Below are 19816 nucleotides of genomic sequence, written 5' to 3'. Positions count from 1 at the left end.
GCCTCTTAAAAGGATATGATTGATTTTTTCCAATCTAAAAACAAAAAATGGAGTGAAAAAAGACGAAAAATCCCTGAAGTTTTTCAAGACAATTCTTTTGCAACGGTCTTACCTCTGTCTTCTCTTTGATAGGAGTCTAGAAATTTGAAAGGATATTTTTTCATGAGAAATAGCTTAGGTGAATTGAAAAAATTAAAATAAATCTTCAGTAGATTCTTCTTCTATTCCTATCAAGGTCCTTTTAGCTTCATAAAACAAACTATAAACCTTATCAAAGTTCATATCTATCCTGTTTTCCTTTTTAGATAGCCATGAATTGAGAGAATTTAAGTTGGAATCGTTCGGTTTGGGATTACTTGATTTTGTAATGATTTCCTTACTTCTATCTTCTATAAAACTATAGTTTAGATTAAGGTCATCATAGGTATTACAATAAGAATAAAAGCAGATTTTTGAGCCTCCAGACAGTTTTAGTCCATTAAAATCTATTATAAAAGGATCTAGATTAATATTCTTCCTATAGTTGTCTTTAAATATGATCACGGCATGTGAAATTACCGGTGAGGATTCTCGTCTCACGTTACCCTGGCTGCTATCGTTTACTTTGTTTTCCCCAACTAAGAGCGTGTAATTATGTAAATACAAACCCTCTGCATCATTCCGCTGTTGATTATAATCAATCTGATTGATGGAGATCATCCTATATTCAGACAAGAAGCTTAAATTTTCTAGCACAATTGCAAGATTCATTTCTGCCTCTATACAATCATTTAACTGGTAAGATGAATTATTGATTAATTGGGATACCTCATTCAGTTTTTCACAGGCTGATTTGAATTCACTTTCTTCTTTTAGTCCTGGAAGTAGGTCTAAGGATTCAGATATCAAAAACTCTAATTTATTTTCATGATATACTTCCAGAAGATTCCGCAATAATTCCAAGAAAGCAAGGATATCTTCATCGGCAGAGTTTCTGAAAAAATTGACCAGAACGTTTGTTTGGGAACTAGAGAATTTGACTTTTATATTCAACTGATAATCCCATAAAGCAGATATCAATGCATAACAAATTAGCTGGATCCCCCTTTTAGCGGTAATTTGACAATGCTCAAGATACCGCATCATCTTATTTTCCGAGTACTCTTCCTCGCCTATTGACATCAACTTCCTAATTTGAACACCAATAACTCCCACATATCCATTTATGATAATGCGCTTAGCAGTCTGAATCAACTGTTTATTTTCAGCCCAATCACCATTGGCAGCTAAAAAATCTCCTGCTTTCCTGTTATGCTTACTAATCGCAATAAGCAGTCTGCTCGTAAGCACTTCATTAAAAGTATTCTCTATAACTTCAGTCTCTATTTTGACTTGGTTTTCTTTTCCCTTATCCGCCGGCTCAGAACTTGAACTCGATTCGTATTCGGGCAAAATCATATCTAACTGACTTCTGTATTTGTTAATCAGATTGTCAATGGAAGTATATTCAGTGTGAAAATGACCTAGATCACCTAACTTCTTTTTAAATTCTAAAAGCGTATTTATTTCATCTGTAATAGAACCTACATTAATTGAGGCATTCTTGAAATACGTCCAGATCCGAGGTTTACCTTGAGCTTTAAAAATCTCGTAGGCAGTATAAAATTCTTCTGATGTGTACTTCCCTACTTTGGTATAGAAAAGGCACAAAACCATATCACTCTGTCTTATGGCCTCATTATATTCATCTTGAAGCCTAGTACTTGAAATCGAATCTTTAAAAAATTCCCACTGCTCCAATTTCAGGTAGATCCCTTTGGTATGTAAACGATCATTTTCCCGGGAAATAAAAGCTCTAAACTCTTCCCTATCCTCTTTCAGTTCCGATGAAGAGGCAATAAAAATCCTTATCGTTTTCATAGGTTAAATAATTAGTGACATTTCACTCAGAAGAGTTGCACTCCTCAACTCAACCAACATTTATTCTTAAATGCGGAGTTTTCTATATATAATCTTTTGATTCTAATACTCTTAAGTTATGGATTCTTGCTTTTAGAATTCAATCCATCGAAAAATATTTCTGCATAACCTGCTCTGCCATTTTTCCCTGCGGGGTAAAATCTGGTTCACGATGCTTCCCCTCTGGATACCATTTCCAGAAAAAAACACCAGCCATCCAGCTCTTTTGCCAAGCTGTTTCAAAAAATGCCTCATAACAAAGCGCCTGCATTTCTTCAGAAAGTTCAGTTTCCTTACGCTCATTTGGCCAAACCCAAGGTTCCATTGCTGCGTCTACCGTGTTGCAATAGCCAATCTCAGTGAACATCACAGGCTTTTGATACTGAGCAACTAGCTTTTCGATTTTTGGCAAATGCTTTTTCCAACCTGATTTTAAATCTGCAAGTTTAGGATTTGTTTTCGTAGAAAGTGGAAAATAGGCTTGAATTCCAATATAATCCAATGCATCCCAGAATTCCACATGCTCAAATTCCGTGAAATTGGCAGCATAAATCAGCTTACCTGAATAGACTTTTCGGATTTCAGAAATCACCTTTCTCCAGTTTGCTTCACGTGTCGAAGTCAATTCCAACTCAGTACCCACGCACAGTATTGGAATCTGATGCGCCTCAGCCATTTTAGCATAATCCAGAATAAAACCCTCGTAATTCTCAAACCAAAGTTTCCAATCCTCCTCACTCTTCATCTCAATCTCACCCGGCCAACTCCCACGAACCCATAGGTGCGGCTTGAGCATATTCATGATACCATGTCTAGCGGAAGAATCAAACGTTGCTTTAATTCCTGCTGATGATTCACCCCACCATTTGTTTTCGTTATGCGTATCCCAGCGGATCTCAGGAGTATTCTTTTCACTTTGCCAGCCAAATGGAGTTTGAGAAATTGCATCTGCTCCAATTACCTTCAATGCCTCCAATTCTGGCCCCAAAAGCGGCGACCGACTTCCTACCCAACACACACCTTTCCATTTTTTGGTAACAGTAATTAAGTCTGGCTGCAAAGGAAAAATCGCCCACAAACCCAGCCCTAGGATAACCAGAACAGAACTCAGCAGATAATTCCTGGACCAGGTCTTTTTCATTTTGCTAACATGGTTTGAATGATGATCTCCTCCTGAAGTGTGCGATGCACGGGACATTTATTAGAAATTTCCAATAGTTTCTGTCTTTGCTCAGAATCCAACTCGCCTTCGATTTCTATGATCCGGGTAAACTGGCTGACTTTTGCAGAATTTTCTTCTGGATGAGTACTGTCAGCCAAGTGAACTTTTTCATGGTTGAGAAAAACAGAGACCTGCTCCAATGGCCATTTCTTCCGTTCAGCATACATTTTCAGGGTCATGGCAGTACAGCTTCCTAGAGAAGCCATCAGTAAGTCATAGGGATTGGGACCCAGGTCAGCCCCACCTACTTCGGCCGGCTCATCAGCGATCAAGTGGTGATTTGGTGTCATCACTTCCGTGGTGTATTTCTCTCCGGACAGCCTTACGAAAACCTGATTTCCACGTGTATCATTAACCCGATTTTCCTCTTCTACCAGCACATACCGCTTGCTCCAGCTTCCAATCACTTCTGCGATGTATTCACTGTCCTTGGGGTTAGAAACCAAATGATTAGCACCATCCAGTGAGATAAAGCTTTTAGGGTGAAAAGCCGCATTGTAAATCTCCGCCGCATTGTTGATTTCCACGATTTCATCCTGAGGAGAATGCATGATAAGGAGAGACTTCTTTAGCTTTTTCAAAAAAGTAGCCAATGGCTTTTGCTCCAAATCATCGACAAAACTCTTGCTGATATGAAAAGGACGGACGCCAATTTTCACTGACGCACTTCCGCTTTCCTCTATCTCTTCAATGCTGTTTGTAAACAAATTACGTACATGTCCCGGAAATGCGGGTGCAGCAATCGTAACTATAGCTTCTACTTCACTCATCTCAGTTGCCGCATATAACACTGCAGCGCCTCCAAGCGAATGACCGATAAGCATTTTGGGCGCCTGATATTCTTTGGATAGAAAATCGGCAGCATCCAGCAAATCACTCACATTACTGGTAAAAGTTGACTCTGCAAATTCCCCTTCACTCATCCCAAGTCCCGTGAAATCGAAGCTTAAAGCTGCTATTCCATTTTGTGAAAGCGCAGTACAAATTCGAGTGACGGCCGAGAAGTTTTTAGAACAGGTGAAACAATGCGCAAAAATTGCAAAAAAATGCGGTTTCTGATCAGCTGGCAAATACAAGTGTGCAGCCAGTTCAAGGTCATTTCTATTAGTGAATGTCAGTCGTTTAGGATTCATTTTGGGTTACCTGTTCAACGATTCAACCTTAATATTCTCCAAATTTATCTCTGAAAGTAATTCTAAATCACCGGATTCATAAAGTTCCTGCATATTATCTACAGGCAAACTCTCATCTTCAGGCTTGAAATTCAGGTAGTTTTGAAATCGAATACCACCTATTTCCTTCACAGCACTCACTTCCCGCATTCTTACACCACCTCCATCCGTATGATAGCTGTACGCCATATAATCTACAAAAGAATCGTCGGTGCCTATCCAGTACAAAAACTCATCGTCAAAATCCTCACCACCACCTTCCTCAGCAAAAGTCACTTTGATCAAGTTGTATTTTTCCCCGTTAATTTCGGTCTCGCCTAAGGAAGTTTTGAAAACGGAAGGATCATTAAGCCCATAAGGAAGAAAAGCAAAATAAGCCACCGAATTAACTGAGCGGGAATATTTACCAATCCACTCTTCCGAAAGCGTATCGATTTTTGCCCCATTGACTGTTCTTTCAAAACCCTCATTGTTCAGCACGTCAATCACATTTCCAGAGGAGTGTGAAAATTCGCGGATGTATTCGTACCGATCAGATGTCTTGAAAATAGTGTAGTGAATATCCCTGAAATCAAACTCAATTTTCGAATTAGTATATGCTTCTCCTCCATGTGCTTCTATTGCCTTATCGACAATTATTTCAGCTTCAGTACGCGACTCACATGAAGAAAAAACAGCTAAGCCAAGTAGGAAGATAAAAAGGTATTTCAATTTCATTATTCTGATTATTAATGGATAAATCATTACTTATTCAAAAGTTACTTCATAATCAGAATATAAAAACTCCGTCTGCAAAAACATCTTTTTGCCTGTATCATTAATTCTATAACTCTTCTGCTCTTTTACAAGTAAAAAGCCTGTTAACTCATTGTATGAAACATTTTCGATTAGGCTCTTATGATCGTTGGCATGAATTTCATTTGCAAGAACTTGAGAAGAAACCGTATCTAAGTAAAACCAACTGATAGCTGAATCTTTACCATAATCCACTCGAACAGATTCTACATTTCGACCATCATCAAATGTCTTCTGCCCTTCATAAATCAAATTAGCATTCTCATCCAAAAGAATCCACGGCTGCGCAAAAGCAAAATAGGCTGCATCAATTTCAGATTTTTTAGCTTTTAAAAAGCCCTCGTTCTGAATTGCATTCCCGCCCATTTGATAGCTCATTTTGCTTCCGTTGAAATTGGCTACATGCAGAACACTGTCTTTCTCCCAAGTCAATTTAGCTTCGAAGTAGGGTTTTAGGCGAAATTCTACCCATTGTTCAGATTCATTTTCCACTTTTCCATTTTCATCCAGTATGCGTGTACTTTTCTTGAATTTGATAATTGTCACATTCTCCCACTTCTTAGAAAGTTCATGCGCTTCGATTGATTTTTCGATAAGTTCCTGAGCCTGCTTTTCTGGACTTGGGGAGCAGGAAAAAATGAATAGTGATAAAGCGAATGATAATAGAAATCTATAAGTCATGTAGTTATTATCGATTTGTGTTTTGATCTAAAATAGTCCCAATAAATAGCCGAATAAAGAAGGAAATATTCTATGAATAGAAATAGTGAACTTTCGTGGTACCTAGAATTGCTGTAGGCTTGGTACGAAAATACCACTGCAAAAGTCCAAATAAAAAAAGCTTTTTTATCGGTCAGTAGGCTCAAGCCAAACGCCGGAATCAGATACCAGGGATGGACTACGGGCTGCAAAACAAGATAAATCAAATAAACCAACACCCAGAGATCCGCAAGTTGCAAGAGATTTTGAGGCTTCCTTTTCCATGTAAAATATATAATTCCAACCAAAGTGATCCCACTTAGAATCGGGGTTATTTCCCCGATGATATTGTAACCTTTTACCCAATAGCCTGCCTCCCGAAGCAGGTAATAAATGGAAGCATTGAATTCAAATTTTCCTTGATATAGCCTGAGACTTTGGAGGAAATTAACCCATGAATCATCTATCAAAAGCCAGCCAAAACTAGCGATAACAGCAATGCTTGATCCCAGCCAGAAAGGGTTGGATCTTCTGGTTTTCGTAAATGAGACATAAGTCGGGATCAGCATCAAAGGCAACAATTTCATCCCAATTGAAAGTCCCCAAAACCCTCCTGAAAGTCCATCTCTATTTTTGCTTAAGGCATACAGCGAAGCAAGCAAAAGCAGTAGCACCAATCCTTCAAAATGAAGATTACCGGTGATTTCCATGATAACCAGTGGATTCAACCAATATAAAATAAGCCTGATTGTTGGAATCTGAAAGTGGTCAAAAAGTTTTAGCAAAAGGAAGAAAACACCAATTTCCCCCAATATCAAGATTACTCTTAATATCAGAATCCCTGTTTGAGTATTAAGGTTTGCTCCCCAAGCAGCGAGGAAGAATATTGCCTGATTCAAAGGCGGATACACAGAAAAATATTGAGGGGAATTCATTCCTAGGAAAAGATTCTCCAGATAGGTATTCGAACTTTCAGGATAATTCCGTAGCCAATCTTCGGGTGTTTCCGAATAGGGATTTTCACTCATTTTTACCAGTTCTCCGTCCCATAGAAAACGGTAATAGTCATCTGACCAACTGGGAAATGCAGGTAATAAAGCGTACCTAAGGACCAAACCTGCCACAAATATCCAACCCCACTTGAGCTGATTTGTCAGAAAATAAATACCGACCATTCCGGCAAACAGAAATGTAAAAACCGTGAAAGTCAACCAGAAATTTTCTCTGGAAATAACATAGCCTAAAAAGATAAATCCTGCCGCCATCAGCAGAAAAATCAAAAGAATCAGAAGCCGTCTAATTGGCTTTCTCAAAGCCCTAAGATTTTGCGAATCGACTCATTCTGAAGTCCGTTTTTTCTCCAATAATCCAGCATTTGGACACTTTTACGAACTGCAGAAGTGACCTCTTCAGTGCCGTCTTCCTTGGTTTGTGTTTCTTGCCAAGACATGATTTCATACGGAAAAGCATCCACGTATTTGATGAGTAATTTTCTTCCGATTTCCTCATAAATCACTTCTACTTCAGCTTGATTCGAACCTGTCTTACGCTTGGAAATTACTGCACTTTGAGAGTTTAGAGGATGATGGGTAAAGCGATTATAAATTAAACTTGGAATTAATATCAGATGACCTGTTGGCACCAGATCCGGATTAAGTCTGATTAAATTGAAAATCTCATCTTCAGCCATAGCGCTTATGGACAATTCCTGATCGCCTTCCGACTCGAAATACGAGAATAACTTTACTGAATACTTATTGTTTTTTGAATTTAGCTGCATAAAAGACTGACCGCACCATTCGGTGACAGATGCGGTGATTTTAGGAGACTTCAGATCAGCATAAACTGGCGTAAAAACCGACAGCATGGTGTGGTATGGATAAACTCCTGTCACAAAATCACGGGTCATATTCAGTTTCATTACCTTCATGGCGTCTTTTCCAGCATCAGAAGGATTGTCAAGTTTGACTTGCTTTCTCTTCGAAAAATCCTCCGTCACAAAAATCATCACGGCCTCGCCTTCACGCTCCTCTCCATACCGCATTTGTTTTAGCTCAAAGACATTGATCTCCGCTTTATCCTGATACCAGCGAGAAGCAAACTCCTCCTCATCAATGGCTTTCCTCCCGGTGGAATTACAGGAACTAATCAGAAATAAAAGAAGGACAGGGATGAATAAATTTCTCATAGGGTTAAAATTACAAAAAATCCATTCCTAGGTCTTCATACTTAATTCTGCGAATTACCAATACTTGAAAATGGTGTAAATTATCTTATATCCTGCACCAATTACTCCCTTTACCGTTCCGCTTACTTTCGAGACACCTATTCTCTTTCTATAATTCACAGGAACCTCTGTGTAACGAAGTCCTTCCTTATGCGCTTTGATCTGCATTTCTATAGTCCAACCAAAGTTCTGATCGACCATATTCAGTTCAAGAAGCTTCTGCCAAACAATCGCCCGAAACGGACCCAAGTCAGAGAATTCAGCTCCCTGCATATACTTCATCATCGTGGTTGCCAACCAATTTCCAAATACCTGAGGAAACGTCATCGAACCGGATTCCCGCTCTCCCAAGGCTCTGGACCCAATCACCAATTCTGCTTTTTGGGCCAAAATAGGCTTAATCAAATCCAGCAATTCTTCTGGATAATCGCTGTAATCCCCATCCAAAAAGACAACTATATCGGGTTGGATTTCCTGCTTTTTGATCCAATCCATTGCAGTCAAGCATGCTTTTCCATAGCCTTTCTGAGGTTCGAAAACCACTTTTGCCCCAGCCATTTCCGCTACTTTTCCTGTGCTGTCTGTAGAGTTGTTATTTGCTACTACCACATTTCTGACAAGTGATGGAATATCCCCAATTACCTTTGGAATGGAGTTCTCCTCATTGTAGGCAGGAATGATTACATCAATAATTGGTGGGTTATGCATGAAGGATTAGTTAGCCAAACTATAGGCTTTGAATGATGAAAAGAACACTAGTCCGTATCCTACCGCCAGCATCAGGTGAAAAGGAAGCATCTCGAAAGTTTGCCAATAAATGTGAAGAAATACCATTGCTGAAAATACAAGCATTAAAACCCCTTCCATCCAGGTTGTAACCGGAATTTTGAACTTGATGTATCGATTTGTTTCTAGACCGGAACCACTTTCCAGATTGAACTTTGGAGTGCGGATAAAGGGTGATTTTTTACCGGAAAGACCTTCCCAAACTGCCTGGGCATTGTGCAAGCCCAAGCCCATAGATACCGACAGGAATAATGGCAACATGTAGATGGCCTGAATCAAGCTTCTCCAAAAACTTCTCTTTTCATAGAAATACGCAACCAAATACACACCGGCAATAATCACAAAACCGATCATAAACAGTCCTGCAATTTTGAACAGATTGGCTGAAATCATGCCTTGCGTCCCAGCCCACCACACTCCTATACTGCTCAGACTTACTAGCAAAATAGCAATGAAAATGGTACTATTGAACAGATGCGCCATCGCGTGAAATTTAGTAGAAAAAGGAAGATTCTCTATCAAAACCGCTTTGGCATGCTTCACTGCGCATTCTGCACCTCCTTTGGTCCAGCGAAATTGCTGGGACTTCACTGCCGACATGATCGGAGGAAGTTCTGCCGGAGATTCAATTTCCGGTCTATAAACAAACTCCCATCCTTTGCGCTGGGCACGGTAGCTCAAATCCAAATCCTCTGTCAGCGTATCATCCTGCCAGTCTCCTGCATCGACAATACAGGACTTTCGCCAAATACCACCGGTTCCGTTAAAATTGATAAAGGCATGCTGGCTATTTCTTCCAATCTGCTCAATCAAAAAATGTGCATCCAGCGCAAATGCCTGCAAGCGTGTCAACAGCGAATAATTTTTATTTAAATGCGTCCAGCGGGTTTGGACCATCCCGACTTTTGCTGAAGAGAAATAAGGAATCGTTTTCAGCAAAAAATCAGGATCGGGCACAAAATCCGCATCGAAAATTGCGATAAATTCCCCGCTGGCTTTAGTCAAACCTTCTTTCAAGGCTCCTGCTTTAAAACCTGATCTGTCCTTTCGATGAATGTATTTGAGATTGATATCAGGAAACTCCAGCATTTTCTTTTGGATCAACTCTGCGGTTTGATCAGTGCTGTCATCCAGCACCTGAATTTCGAGTAATTCTGAAGGATAATTCATCCGGGAAACTGCCTCTATCAAACGATCCACTACATAGAGTTCATTGTAGATTGGTAGCTGTACAGTGACTTTTGGCCAAGCTTCAGGTGAAACATGAGGCATCTGCTCCAATGACTTTTTTGCACTAAGAAACTTCAAAAGCAAATGCCCTTGAGCAAGACTGTATATGAAAATAAACAGCATCCCCAGGGCATAAATCCCAATCAAAATATATAAGAGAATCATTTACGCATTTAACTTGATGGAATCATTTCCAATGATTATTGGCATTTCGTTGATTCGGTTTTTCTCAGAACCATTTTCCAATTTCAGCACTCCCCGCGGACAAACTGCTGAGCAGACTCCACAACCCACGCAGCTAGCTCTCACTATTTCCTGACCCCGCTGAGCATACCAGCGAACATCGATTCCCATTTCACAATAGGTTGAACAATTGCCGCAGGAAATACACTGGCCTCCGTTTGTGGTGATTCTGAATCGTGATTTGAAACGCTGCACTATGCCAAGATATGCAGCCAACGGACAACCAAATCTGCACCAAACCCGATTACCCATAAATGGATAAAAGCCAGTACCGACCACGCCTGCGAATACCGACCCAATCGCAAAACCATAGAACGAATGTAATTGGTTTGTGACATTCCCCAAAAGAGCAAAGCCTGAAAAGTAATTGGCAATGGTCACCACAGTCATCACTACAGCAAGCACCAATACACTGTGTACGATTACACGCTCATATTTCCAGGCTTTCAAAGACTTGTCCGAAAGCTGCCGGTACGGATCTCCGACTGTCTCTGCTAACCCTCCACAGCCGCAAACCCAAGAGCAATACCATCTTTTGCCAAAGAAATAAGTGAAAACCGGTACACCTATAATGATCAGCAAAATCCCCCAAATCAACATAAACATACCTACTCCACCAGAACTTAAGAACGTACCAATCTGGTAATCGTAGAAGAAATCGTAATCGAGCGGCCAGATGTTTTTGAAATCATAGTATGGCTGATTTAGTAAAACAAGAACTTCAGGAATCAAAAACGCAAAAGCCGTTTGGAAGAACATCACCGAAGCTGTTCTCAGCTGCTGATACTTATTGCCTCGGTATTTACGAAACATCCGCACGCCCATTACAATGATCGCAAGCGTATAAATCGTACCGTAAAGAAACCACTGACTTGCTGGATTACCACTGAGGATCATACTCAGCGGAGTCACCATCCAAACCGGATTCACGATATAGGCTGGAAACCAGTACAAAATGATGTAGAAAAGTATCAGATATGCGCCTGTAACCATTCCCATCCAACCTCGATTCTTCATGGAAGAATGGTAAATCCCGTTGTTTTTGATCCCTTCAGGTTCGTCTTTATGCTTTGGCAGATTGTACATCAATCCTCCCAAAACAGCCAAACCAATAGATAGTGCCAAGAAAAGCCAAGGGTTATCACGGACGGGGCTGCTGAGTGAACTTTGTGCCAACGAAAAGCTGTAATCATCCCAAATCACTTCGTCCCACTTTGATTCCTCCTTCAAGGCATCATTGTATGAAGAGAAGTTATCATTGAAAGCGGAAATAAATGAGAAATTGGAAGAATAGGTTTCACCGTACATTGGTGTGAGAATTTCCGACATTTTGTCCTGATGGATATCCTTGGTATTGGCCAAAACCAATTCCCCTGTCAGCGTGTAATTACCTAAAAACGGCATCACAGTAAAGACAGTCAAGCCTAGCAAAAACAACAGAATGCCTATACTTTGAATCACCTTCATACGCTTGCTCCGAATAGTTTTTGGATAAATGTCTTCTTGGAAACTTTGATATCTCCTCCGAATTGACTTTTAAATGCTTTTTGAATGGCTATATAATAAGGAGCAAAAAACTCTGGGTTGAAATTGGCTTTGTCCATTTTTGAAATCACCTTGGCTCCTGTCCATTTTTCACCGATAGCTTGATCGAAAAACTCATGTCTCAGTCGAAAACCGAAATTATTCACTCCTTGAATTCGACCGTTTAAGTCCATTAGCATGCGGAAAGCCACTTTCCCGCTATCATGCTCCCAATAAAATGATTTTACTTGCTCAACATCCCATTTCGCAGGTACAGTCCCATAGGTCTGGTATTCTATATCCAGGAATTTGGCTGAATTGAACCAAACACCTGGTTGGTAGGTCACTTTTTTACCTGCCAAAATATATCCCAAAGTCTCTCCATGCATCCTTCCTGTATACCAAACCTGCTCCACCGATTTACGGTCCGATGCAGGTGCTTCATGGAACTCTGCACAATCCCCAATAGAATAGACATTTGGAATGTTGGTTTGGAAACCAAAATCCACCTTTACGCCTCGGTTGACTTCTAATTCAGTATTTCTGAGAAAATCAATATTTGGAGTCACCCCAGCAGTAAGCCCTACAAATTGGCATTGAATTTCCTCACCTGATTTTGTGCGGACGGCTTTCGCCCTCGCATTCGGATCAGAAATGATTTCTTCCAGTTCCTCATTCAGTCGCAAATTAATATGGTGCTCTCGCATATGCCTACCCACTAATTCTGATTCCTCCTTTGGCAGTATATTGTCCCAGAAGCCAGATTCCCGAACTAGAAAAGTCACAGGAATCTTTTTATAAGCCAGCATTTCAGCCATCTCGATTCCGATCAATCCTCCACCCACTATTACGGCTCGTTGAACCCCCTCCTGGGTATTTTCCTCCATTAGTTCAAGATCCTGTTTGGAATATAACCCTTGAACACCTTGCAGATCCTCACCTGGCCAGCCAAATTTATTAGGCTTTGACCCTGTGGCGATCACAAGCTCATCATAGCTTATATTTTCTCCAGATTGGAAAAGCAAATTCTTGGCTTTAAAGTCGATTGATTTCACCCAGCCTTCCTTCAATTCGATTCTGTTTTTGTCCCAAAACCAATTCTCATAAGGTTGGGTATGCTCAAATTCCATATGCCCCATAAAGACATACATGAGTGCAGTTCTTGAGAAAAAGTACTTCGATTCACCTGAAATTAGCGTAATCCTAACCGATTCATCGAGCTTTCGAAGCTGTCTGGCGCAGGTCACTCCTGCTATTCCGTTGCCGATGATGACCACATGGCGCTTTGTACTCATTAGGTTTGGTTTTGATGGGGGCACAATTGGAAATTTACCAAAAACTTAAATCTATTCATTCAAATTCCAATCATAATCTAGATGCGACACTTTTGCATCAGAATTAATTTTGACTTTACTGTACTTATTCAAAAAGTCAATTAGGCTACCATTCTTGGTGAAATCACCTTTGAACCAGGAGAATATCGAAGAAATCTGAACGGCATCGGAGGAGATTTTATTTCTACTTTGATCATTTATAAATCGGGTGGCAACCTTATCCAACTGAGCCTCTATGGTAGCAGCTTCGAAAGCTTCATTGAGCAAAGGCGGACAGGAAACAGAAGCGCAATTAACGGCAAAATGGATTCGGGGTTCTTCAAATTCTTTTCTCAAAATCGAATGCTCAATCTCGTCCAAACTGGACTCTTGACCTCCTATCTTGAAAAACTTGTAATGCCACACATCTTTGATCAAAGGAATCTTCAGCGACGGTCCAAGATCCTTGATACTCTCCACGGGATAATTATCCACGATCAATTTTACAGTGAACGCATTATACGCATTGATCCAATAAGCTAGTTGCTCATCTTTCGACCAGGTTTTACGATCAGGAGCATTCTCACTCAAGCTATTGAGATAGGTCTCCAACTTCGATTTTTCTTTGATAAATCCTTTGTAATTAACTGTTCCGTCTGCGCTGATATTTGCCTTGAGCAATTCATTCCATGTCTTGTGACTTGGAGGTGTAGTTTCAGCCATTCCTGGAACCGAGCTTTGGCAACTGAAAAGAATAATACTGAGGAAAAAAGCGATATGGATTTTCAAGTTTTTCATGGGGGACGTGTTTAGGTTTGATTTACGATCCGATGCCAAATAAAGATGTGGAGAAATAAGAATTGGTCATATGGAAGACCAAAAATGGAGTTTTAATAAACCTTTTCCCCTCTAGTCAGCCAGATACCCCAAGATTGGGAATAGGTATGCACTTTCTTCGTAGTAGAATCGCCTTGAAAAATCGGCTTGTCCTCATTTACCCATTCGATCAGACCTCCATACAAATTATACACCTCAGTATATCCTGCTTCATTTAGCTTTTTCCCAATATCCTGAGATCTTACTCCTACTGTGCAATAAACCAACACGGGTTGCTCTTTATCCAATGAAGTTATATTATTCAGGGAAAAAGTATCGTAACCAACCCATACTGCATCCTTTAGATGGCTGACTTCAAACTCCTCTTTTTCCCGAGTATCTAATACTTGATAATTACTCAAATCAGTCACTTGAGAAGGTTTCAGGACAGGGAAATCAGCATCATATAGTGTAGTTAAGAGAGCTTTATAAGCAATTGATTGAGCTTCTACATGGCTAGAAAAAATGGAAAATACGAGTAGTGGTAAAAGCGCAATAATGTATTTGTCAAGGAAAGACTTCATATCACATTAACCCCAATAAAAGCGGCTATGTTCAACTCAAGCATAAAAATCTGAAAGCTTCACTAAACCTTCCTTATCCAAAATCACAATTTTTTTGCCTTTCAATTCTATGAGTTTATCCTTTTTGAATTCTGACAATAATCGAATGACAGATTCGGTGGCTGTACCAATCAAGCTAGCAACCTCCTCTCGGCTCAGCACCAAATCAATCTGCTGATTACCTGCACCATCGAGCCCATAAGAATTTGCTAGCTGTAATAGCAAATATGCCAAACGCTCTCGAATACTCTTTTGCGAAGCATCTACTAATTTCTCCTCCATCACTCCTATTTCATGGCTGAGCGCTTTGGTCAATCTTCTGAAAAAAGGTCCGTTGCTTACCAAAGCCTTAAGGAAGGTTTCTTTAGGAATAAAGCAAATCTTGGCATCTTCGATTACCATGGCGGAATTGGTGTAATTTTCCTCTCCCAGCAATGCTGAATATCCTAGCAGGTCACCCTTCTTGGCCAAATGCATAATTTGTTCTTTCCCGTTGGAAGCAGTTTTGAAGATCTTGATCACCCCTTCATTTACACAAAAAACCCCTAATGGCTTGGCCTCTTCGTAATAGAGTACCTGCCCTTTCCTGTGGGAGATCATGTTTTTATTATCTGAAATATTGCAAGCCTGCTCCTCTGTAAGATCAGAAAGCATCGAAAGCTTACGACTGGCACAAAGATCACAAGGGTGAACGGAAGAGGTCTTAGACATATTCAGTAAAAGTAATTTCAGTTTAATTTTGAGAAAAATCTCAAGTGCAAATTTACAACATAGGATTTAAACAGGAGGTTCGGGAAAGTTTTTCTCCTGAGTAAACTGCTGACTCACATGATCAAAACTCAGGCAAATATGCTGAATACCGTTGCTAATGATTAAAAACGGAGTTTTCAACTCCTTATGATACATGCAGGCCTGCTCAATAGTTTTTTGAGTTAACTTGACTTTGGGAGCCTTACATTCAATTAGCAAATAAGGTTTACCACTTTTATCCCAAACCACCAGATCAGTCCGTTTGATCAGTTTATTGTAGATTAAGCCTTTTTCCAATGCTAAAAGACCCTTTGGAAATTTCAGTGGAAAGATCAGGAAATTAATCCAATGCTGGCGAACCCATTCTTCGGGTGTCAAAACCAGTTGCTTTTTGCGAAGCGAATCAAATATCCACATCTTTCCTTCCTTCTCTAGAAGCTGAGGGTCGAAATGCGGCAAATTGAGTTTGGGTAATTGAATCTGATCCAGATGAGAATCCATGGTTCAAAGATGGGGAAAATAGCTCGCTTGGGAATAATGAATTGATCGAACTATTGAAAATCGAGGTATGGAGATATTTTATCAATCCATTCTTGCCTGAAAATCTTGATTTGCTTGAGTTCCTCCGAAGATTGGAAATCACCATGCTGCTTTCGATAAGCGATCACAACTTTCGCTTCAGCATAGCTGAAATAAGGATGTTTAGCTAAGTCTCCTATTTCAACTTGATTGATAGTAATTTTGCGTAAAATACCTGGGGAAAAATCAAAATATTCCCAGATCGCATCCATTGTTTCCGGTTTCAATCCATATACATCACTAAGCTGATTTTTGGAGTAAAGTCCACCAAGACTTTCTCTAAACTTCACGATCCTGCTTGCAGTGCTTTGACCTATTCCTGGCACAATCTGCAGGGTGACGGAATCCGCTTCAGAAAATGGGATTCGATTAAGATTTTCAAGTTGCTTCGAATTCGACTTTTTAACAATTGTATCTTTGGGATTGAAGACAGGAAATGGCGAACTCATAATAGCAACTCCAGAAGACTCAAGACTATCAATAGTTGCTAAATACCGGATGTGAAAATCCTCAGCATTTGCCTTTCGAATTTCTTTGAAAGCAACTTTGGAGATAACTAGAAAAAGTAAGACAGGAACAAAGAGTACGAATCCGCGTGATTCCTTTCTGGAGAATCCCAGATAAACTTTCAGCCAATAAAAAAATCTAGCTTTCATAGTGCTTTTGAAAAAGTAATAGAATCTATCAATGACTCATAAGTTAATAGTATTAGCTTAAGAAATCAATAGCCCTTATACTTACAGTATTCATAGAAATGATTATTTAGACCGATTATAAATTAGCAGATGCCTTCCCAAAATGGACACTTCCCGTGTCTTTGTCTGTTAAATTTGCAGTCCAAGCTTAAGCATGATGCAAGTCAAATTTAGAGCACTCAGTTTATCACATAAAAATGCACCAGTTCAAATCCGGGAAATCATCTCTCTGGATGAGAAGGCTGTACATGGCATTTTACTGAAAATAAAAGACTTTTTTAGCCTAAATGACGCCTTGATACTTTCTACCTGCAATAGAACAGAAGTATATTATAATCACGATCATGATATCAGTACTGAGATAATTAAGTTGATCGGGCTTGAAAAAGGACTGACAGACATCGTTAATTACTTAGAATATTTTGAGATTTTCAATGATGACAAAGCTGCAATCAGGCATTTGTTCAGAGTATCGATGGGACTGGAAGCTCAGGTAGTAGGTGACATTCAGATCTCAAATCAGGTAAAAAGAGCTTACCAAGCTTCCGCGGATTTGAATATGACTGGTCCTTTCCTTCATAGATTGATGCACACGGTTTTTTTCACCAACAAGCGCATCGTACAGGAGACTGCCTTCAGAGATGGGGCTGCATCTTTGTCTTATGCTGCAATTGAATTGATAGAAAGCTTGACTTCAAATACTTTCGAACCTAGAATATTATTAATCGGAGTTGGAGAGATCGGTGAAGATGTAGCCAAGAATATGGTTCATCTACCTAGTGCAAAAGTCAAAATCACAAACAGAACCTTGTCCAAAGCAGCGTCTATTGCTGCAGAAATGGGCTTTGAAGTGGTTCCTTTCGAGAATTGCTTAGAAGCAATGGAAGAAGCTGACGTCATTGTCTCTTCTATTCAGCGTCCTGAGCCGTTTATCACGAAGGAATTATTGAGAAAATTCCAGATTAACAGCTATAAATTGCTAGTAGATCTTTCTGTGCCACGAAGCATAGAAACTTCTGTTGAAGACGTCCCCGGTGTGGTACTTTATAATGTAGACAACATTCGTAGCAAAGCTTCTGAAACACTGGAAAAAAGACTCGCATCTGTCCCTAAGGTTGAAGAAATAATAGAAGAAATCATCAAGGATTTTTTCGATTGGAAAAAGGAAATGATTGCTTCTCCCACTATCAATAAGCTCAAGCAATCCTTAGAACAAATCCGTCAGGAAGAGATGGCGAGATTTATGAAAAATGCTGACAAAAAGGAGTTTGCTGTGATCGACAAAATCACCAAGAGCATGATGCAGAAAATTCTCAAAGTTCCGGTCGTACAGCTTCGCGCAGCTTGCCAACGTGATCAAGCAGAGGAAATGATCCAAATTATTTCAGACCTATTTGATCTGGAAAAAGTGAAAACAGAGTAGTTAGCACTACAAAATCTAATAAAAATGACCAAAGGATTGAATCAAACCTTTGGTCATTTTACCTTTAAGACCTTTCCGAATAACTTATATCTAAATGAATAAAAAATTTACGCTACTCGTTAGTTTCCTTCTCACTTTTTTAATCCCTAAGGCCGCACAGGCTCAATCTTGGGAAGTTTATGACACTAAGATCCAGCTCCAATCCCGATTGATATATGATGACATTGCTCTCCTTAGTGAGGCTGTGAGAATAGGTAAAGTTGGCAATAGCCTCTCGTTATTATCAAGAGATTTGAGACCCGCAGTTTCACTGGTCGGAACAGAGATATACCAATACTTAGAGCCTTGGATCCTTGTCAAAGGGCCGAATGGAATAGGAGCATTTCATGAATATGGACAGCAGGTTTTGCCATTAGAATATGAAAAAATAGATACCTACTTCAATATGCTTTTGGCAAGTAAAGGAAATGAATACTGGTTGTTCCAAAGAGGGTTTAACAAAACAACTTATTTAGGAGAACTTGATGAGGCTAAGATCACAAATACAGGTGTAATAATCGTCCGAAAAGGGAATGCGTATTCTATGCCCTTATCACCCAATCCTGATAAAACTTTTGAGCTCCTTTCAGACAATGATGGTGAGTTCGTATTGGCGAAAGAAGCAAGTGGTTATGGATTGATCAATAGAGAAGGTAACTATGTATTGGATCCCATCATCGAGACACTACAGCATACCCACGGCAATTTCTATTATGGATACAACCAAGATCAGTACTTGCTTATAGAAGGAAATGACATTAAGTCCAATATTCGCTACAATTCATTTCATAAGATCACTTTTGAGAATGATATTATGCTAGAGTACATTCATGGCAAACTTCGGCGTGTCATGGAAGATGATGGGATCTTGCTAGATGATGTAGGCATGACAGAGGTCAATAAAATCGGAAAGGATTTATATAATGTACATTTTCGAGATAATAGAATTGGGCTTTTAGGGAAAAAAGGCTGGTTGGTACAACCCATGCTTGAAGTGGAAGAAATCAGCTCAGGAAGTGAAGGCCTTTACCCAGCAATGTCACAAGGCTCTTTTGGTTTTGTCAACGCATCTGGCATTTGGGTGATTTCACCACAATATGCCGAGACAACTTTGTTTTCAGAGCAGCTCGCTGCATATAGAACTAACCAAAACTGGGGATTGATAAGCTCCACTGGAGAGCTCGTCTCTGATGCAAATTGGGAAGTTATCAAGCCTTTTGAGAAAGGTTTGGCTATTGCAAAAGCCGATGGCAAGTATTTCCTATTGAATACCTACGGAGCAATTCTTAACACCGAAGGCTTTGATGACATTTATAGAACTACTGACGGCTATTTTATGGTTGGTAAATCCGGGAAATCCGGGCTTCTCGATGGTGAGGGCAAGGTAGTGATCCCGGCAGAATTTGAAAGACTAAGAAGAGAGAGAAAGAATTTTGTGATAGTGCAAAAAGATGGACTTACTGGGGTAATTAACGAGGCTGGTGAAGTCATCCTTCCTTTGGCCTATGAAGATATTATAGTGGATTGGGCTAACGAGCAAATTTTCACAAAAAGTAAATATGTTCCTACAGTGATTCAACTCATCGAAGAACCAAGTAAGAAAAACAAAAAAGGGGCCTGAGCCCCTTTTCGGGAGTGTTAGCTAAACTCTGTCCTTCCCTTCCCTTGGGGTGCCCCAAGGGAAGGGAACTAATTAATTAATTTTCCGTATTGATGTCCAGCTTCAGCCTTCCCTCAAATTT

18 protein-coding genes are annotated in these 19816 nt (G+C 39.9%); 2 read left to right on the top strand and 16 right to left on the bottom strand.

The window, feature by feature from the left end; genetic code table 11:
* Positions 1 to 192: 192 nt before the first annotated feature.
* The 16 genes from SYJ56_RS25025 to SYJ56_RS24950 form a co-directional block, all read right to left on the bottom strand.
* Complete coding sequence (locus SYJ56_RS25025; RefSeq protein ID WP_323838990.1) at positions 193 to 1899, bottom strand: hypothetical protein; 1707 nt, start codon at positions 1897 to 1899, stop codon at positions 193 to 195.
* A 139-nt stretch (positions 1900 to 2038) separates the two neighbouring features.
* Positions 2039 to 3079: a glycoside hydrolase family 113 gene (locus SYJ56_RS25020; RefSeq protein WP_323838988.1), complete on the bottom strand. Its 1041-nt coding sequence runs from the start codon at positions 3077 to 3079 to the stop codon at positions 2039 to 2041.
* Complete coding sequence (locus SYJ56_RS25015; protein WP_323838986.1) at positions 3076 to 4293, bottom strand: bifunctional alpha/beta hydrolase/OsmC family protein; 1218 nt, start codon at positions 4291 to 4293, stop codon at positions 3076 to 3078. Before SYJ56_RS25015 ends, SYJ56_RS25020 begins: the two co-directional genes overlap by 4 nt.
* A gap of 6 nt (positions 4294 to 4299) precedes the next feature.
* Positions 4300 to 5049 (bottom strand): DUF6503 family protein, encoded by a 750-nt coding sequence (locus tag SYJ56_RS25010; protein WP_323838984.1) that lies wholly within the window; start codon positions 5047 to 5049, stop codon positions 4300 to 4302.
* A 30-nt stretch (positions 5050 to 5079) separates the two neighbouring features.
* Positions 5080 to 5808 carry a hypothetical protein gene (locus SYJ56_RS25005; RefSeq protein WP_323838982.1) on the bottom strand — a complete coding sequence of 243 codons (729 nt, stop codon included), beginning with the start codon at positions 5806 to 5808 and terminating at the stop codon, positions 5080 to 5082.
* The gene (locus tag SYJ56_RS25000; protein ID WP_323838980.1) at positions 5805 to 7139 is read right to left on the bottom strand and encodes an MptA/MptB family glycosyltransferase; all 1335 of its coding nucleotides are present in this window, start codon (positions 7137 to 7139) and stop codon (positions 5805 to 5807) included. The genes SYJ56_RS25005 and SYJ56_RS25000 overlap by 4 nt, the downstream gene beginning before the upstream one ends.
* Positions 7136 to 8014: a hypothetical protein gene (locus SYJ56_RS24995; RefSeq protein WP_323838978.1), complete on the bottom strand. Its 879-nt coding sequence runs from the start codon at positions 8012 to 8014 to the stop codon at positions 7136 to 7138. The genes SYJ56_RS25000 and SYJ56_RS24995 overlap by 4 nt, the downstream gene beginning before the upstream one ends.
* A gap of 54 nt (positions 8015 to 8068) precedes the next feature.
* Complete coding sequence (locus SYJ56_RS24990; protein WP_323838976.1) at positions 8069 to 8761, bottom strand: glycosyltransferase family 2 protein; 693 nt, start codon at positions 8759 to 8761, stop codon at positions 8069 to 8071.
* Between the two features lie 6 nt (positions 8762 to 8767).
* The gene (locus SYJ56_RS24985; protein WP_323838974.1) at positions 8768 to 10234 is read right to left on the bottom strand and encodes a cellulose synthase family protein; all 1467 of its coding nucleotides are present in this window, start codon (positions 10232 to 10234) and stop codon (positions 8768 to 8770) included.
* The gene (locus SYJ56_RS24980) at positions 10235 to 11779 is read right to left on the bottom strand and encodes a 4Fe-4S binding protein (protein WP_323838972.1); all 1545 of its coding nucleotides are present in this window, start codon (positions 11777 to 11779) and stop codon (positions 10235 to 10237) included.
* The gene (locus SYJ56_RS24975; protein WP_323838970.1) at positions 11776 to 13131 is read right to left on the bottom strand and encodes an NAD(P)/FAD-dependent oxidoreductase; all 1356 of its coding nucleotides are present in this window, start codon (positions 13129 to 13131) and stop codon (positions 11776 to 11778) included. Before SYJ56_RS24975 ends, SYJ56_RS24980 begins: the two co-directional genes overlap by 4 nt.
* A 51-nt stretch (positions 13132 to 13182) precedes the next feature.
* Positions 13183 to 13947, bottom strand: coding sequence for a DUF547 domain-containing protein (locus SYJ56_RS24970; RefSeq protein ID WP_323838968.1), 765 nt, complete (start codon positions 13945 to 13947; stop codon positions 13183 to 13185).
* A gap of 92 nt (positions 13948 to 14039) precedes the next feature.
* A complete protein-coding gene (locus SYJ56_RS24965; RefSeq protein WP_323838966.1) occupies positions 14040 to 14549 on the bottom strand; it encodes a rhodanese-like domain-containing protein in 510 nt (169 codons plus the stop codon).
* A 36-nt stretch (positions 14550 to 14585) separates the two neighbouring features.
* The gene (locus SYJ56_RS24960) at positions 14586 to 15299 is read right to left on the bottom strand and encodes a Crp/Fnr family transcriptional regulator (protein ID WP_323838964.1); all 714 of its coding nucleotides are present in this window, start codon (positions 15297 to 15299) and stop codon (positions 14586 to 14588) included.
* 66 nt (positions 15300 to 15365) lie between these two features.
* On the bottom strand, positions 15366 to 15839 hold the full coding sequence (locus tag SYJ56_RS24955; protein ID WP_323838962.1) for a type I restriction enzyme HsdR N-terminal domain-containing protein: 474 nt from the start codon (positions 15837 to 15839) through the stop codon (positions 15366 to 15368).
* 50 nt (positions 15840 to 15889) lie between these two features.
* A complete protein-coding gene (locus tag SYJ56_RS24950) occupies positions 15890 to 16573 on the bottom strand; it encodes a ComEA family DNA-binding protein (RefSeq protein WP_323838960.1) in 684 nt (227 codons plus the stop codon).
* Positions 16574 to 16769: 196 nt separating this feature from the next.
* On the opposite strand from SYJ56_RS24950, the gene hemA reads away from it, so the two are divergent.
* Complete coding sequence (gene hemA / locus SYJ56_RS24945) at positions 16770 to 18035, top strand: glutamyl-tRNA reductase (RefSeq protein ID WP_323838992.1); 1266 nt, start codon at positions 16770 to 16772, stop codon at positions 18033 to 18035.
* A 94-nt stretch (positions 18036 to 18129) separates the two neighbouring features.
* The gene (locus SYJ56_RS24940; protein WP_323838958.1) at positions 18130 to 19695 is read left to right on the top strand and encodes a WG repeat-containing protein; all 1566 of its coding nucleotides are present in this window, start codon (positions 18130 to 18132) and stop codon (positions 19693 to 19695) included.
* The last annotated feature ends 121 nt before the right edge of the window (positions 19696 to 19816 follow it).

This window comes from Algoriphagus aurantiacus (genome assembly GCF_035156405.1).
GTDB lineage: Bacteria > Bacteroidota > Bacteroidia > Cytophagales > Cyclobacteriaceae > Algoriphagus > Algoriphagus aurantiacus.
Note: the sequence above shows the minus strand (reverse complement) of the source record. Positions and strands in the feature narration are given on the sequence as shown.

What these genes read in the sequence shown, in the direction of transcription:
- SYJ56_RS25025 (WP_323838990.1), bottom strand. Translation starts at nt 1,899, where the DNA reads ATGAAAACGATAAGGATTTTTATTGCCTCTTCATCGGAACTGAAAGAG.
- SYJ56_RS25020 (WP_323838988.1), bottom strand. Translation starts at nt 3,079, where the DNA reads ATGAAAAAGACCTGGTCCAGGAATTATCTGCTGAGTTCTGTTCTGGTT.
- SYJ56_RS25015 (WP_323838986.1), bottom strand. Translation starts at nt 4,293, where the DNA reads ATGAATCCTAAACGACTGACATTCACTAATAGAAATGACCTTGAACTG.
- SYJ56_RS25010 (WP_323838984.1), bottom strand. Translation starts at nt 5,049, where the DNA reads ATGAAATTGAAATACCTTTTTATCTTCCTACTTGGCTTAGCTGTTTTT.
- SYJ56_RS25005 (WP_323838982.1), bottom strand. Translation starts at nt 5,808, where the DNA reads ATGACTTATAGATTTCTATTATCATTCGCTTTATCACTATTCATTTTT.
- SYJ56_RS24995 (WP_323838978.1), bottom strand. Translation starts at nt 8,014, where the DNA reads ATGAGAAATTTATTCATCCCTGTCCTTCTTTTATTTCTGATTAGTTCC.
- SYJ56_RS24990 (WP_323838976.1), bottom strand. Translation starts at nt 8,761, where the DNA reads ATGCATAACCCACCAATTATTGATGTAATCATTCCTGCCTACAATGAG.
- SYJ56_RS24985 (WP_323838974.1), bottom strand. Translation starts at nt 10,234, where the DNA reads ATGATTCTCTTATATATTTTGATTGGGATTTATGCCCTGGGGATGCTG.
- SYJ56_RS24980 (WP_323838972.1), bottom strand. Translation starts at nt 11,779, where the DNA reads ATGAAGGTGATTCAAAGTATAGGCATTCTGTTGTTTTTGCTAGGCTTG.
- SYJ56_RS24975 (WP_323838970.1), bottom strand. Translation starts at nt 13,131, where the DNA reads ATGAGTACAAAGCGCCATGTGGTCATCATCGGCAACGGAATAGCAGGA.
- SYJ56_RS24970 (WP_323838968.1), bottom strand. Translation starts at nt 13,947, where the DNA reads ATGAAAAACTTGAAAATCCATATCGCTTTTTTCCTCAGTATTATTCTT.
- SYJ56_RS24965 (WP_323838966.1), bottom strand. Translation starts at nt 14,549, where the DNA reads ATGAAGTCTTTCCTTGACAAATACATTATTGCGCTTTTACCACTACTC.
- SYJ56_RS24960 (WP_323838964.1), bottom strand. Translation starts at nt 15,299, where the DNA reads ATGTCTAAGACCTCTTCCGTTCACCCTTGTGATCTTTGTGCCAGTCGT.
- SYJ56_RS24955 (WP_323838962.1), bottom strand. Translation starts at nt 15,839, where the DNA reads ATGGATTCTCATCTGGATCAGATTCAATTACCCAAACTCAATTTGCCG.
- SYJ56_RS24950 (WP_323838960.1), bottom strand. Translation starts at nt 16,573, where the DNA reads ATGAAAGCTAGATTTTTTTATTGGCTGAAAGTTTATCTGGGATTCTCC.
- hemA (WP_323838992.1), top strand. Translation starts at nt 16,770, where the DNA reads ATGCAAGTCAAATTTAGAGCACTCAGTTTATCACATAAAAATGCACCA.
- SYJ56_RS24940 (WP_323838958.1), top strand. Translation starts at nt 18,130, where the DNA reads ATGAATAAAAAATTTACGCTACTCGTTAGTTTCCTTCTCACTTTTTTA.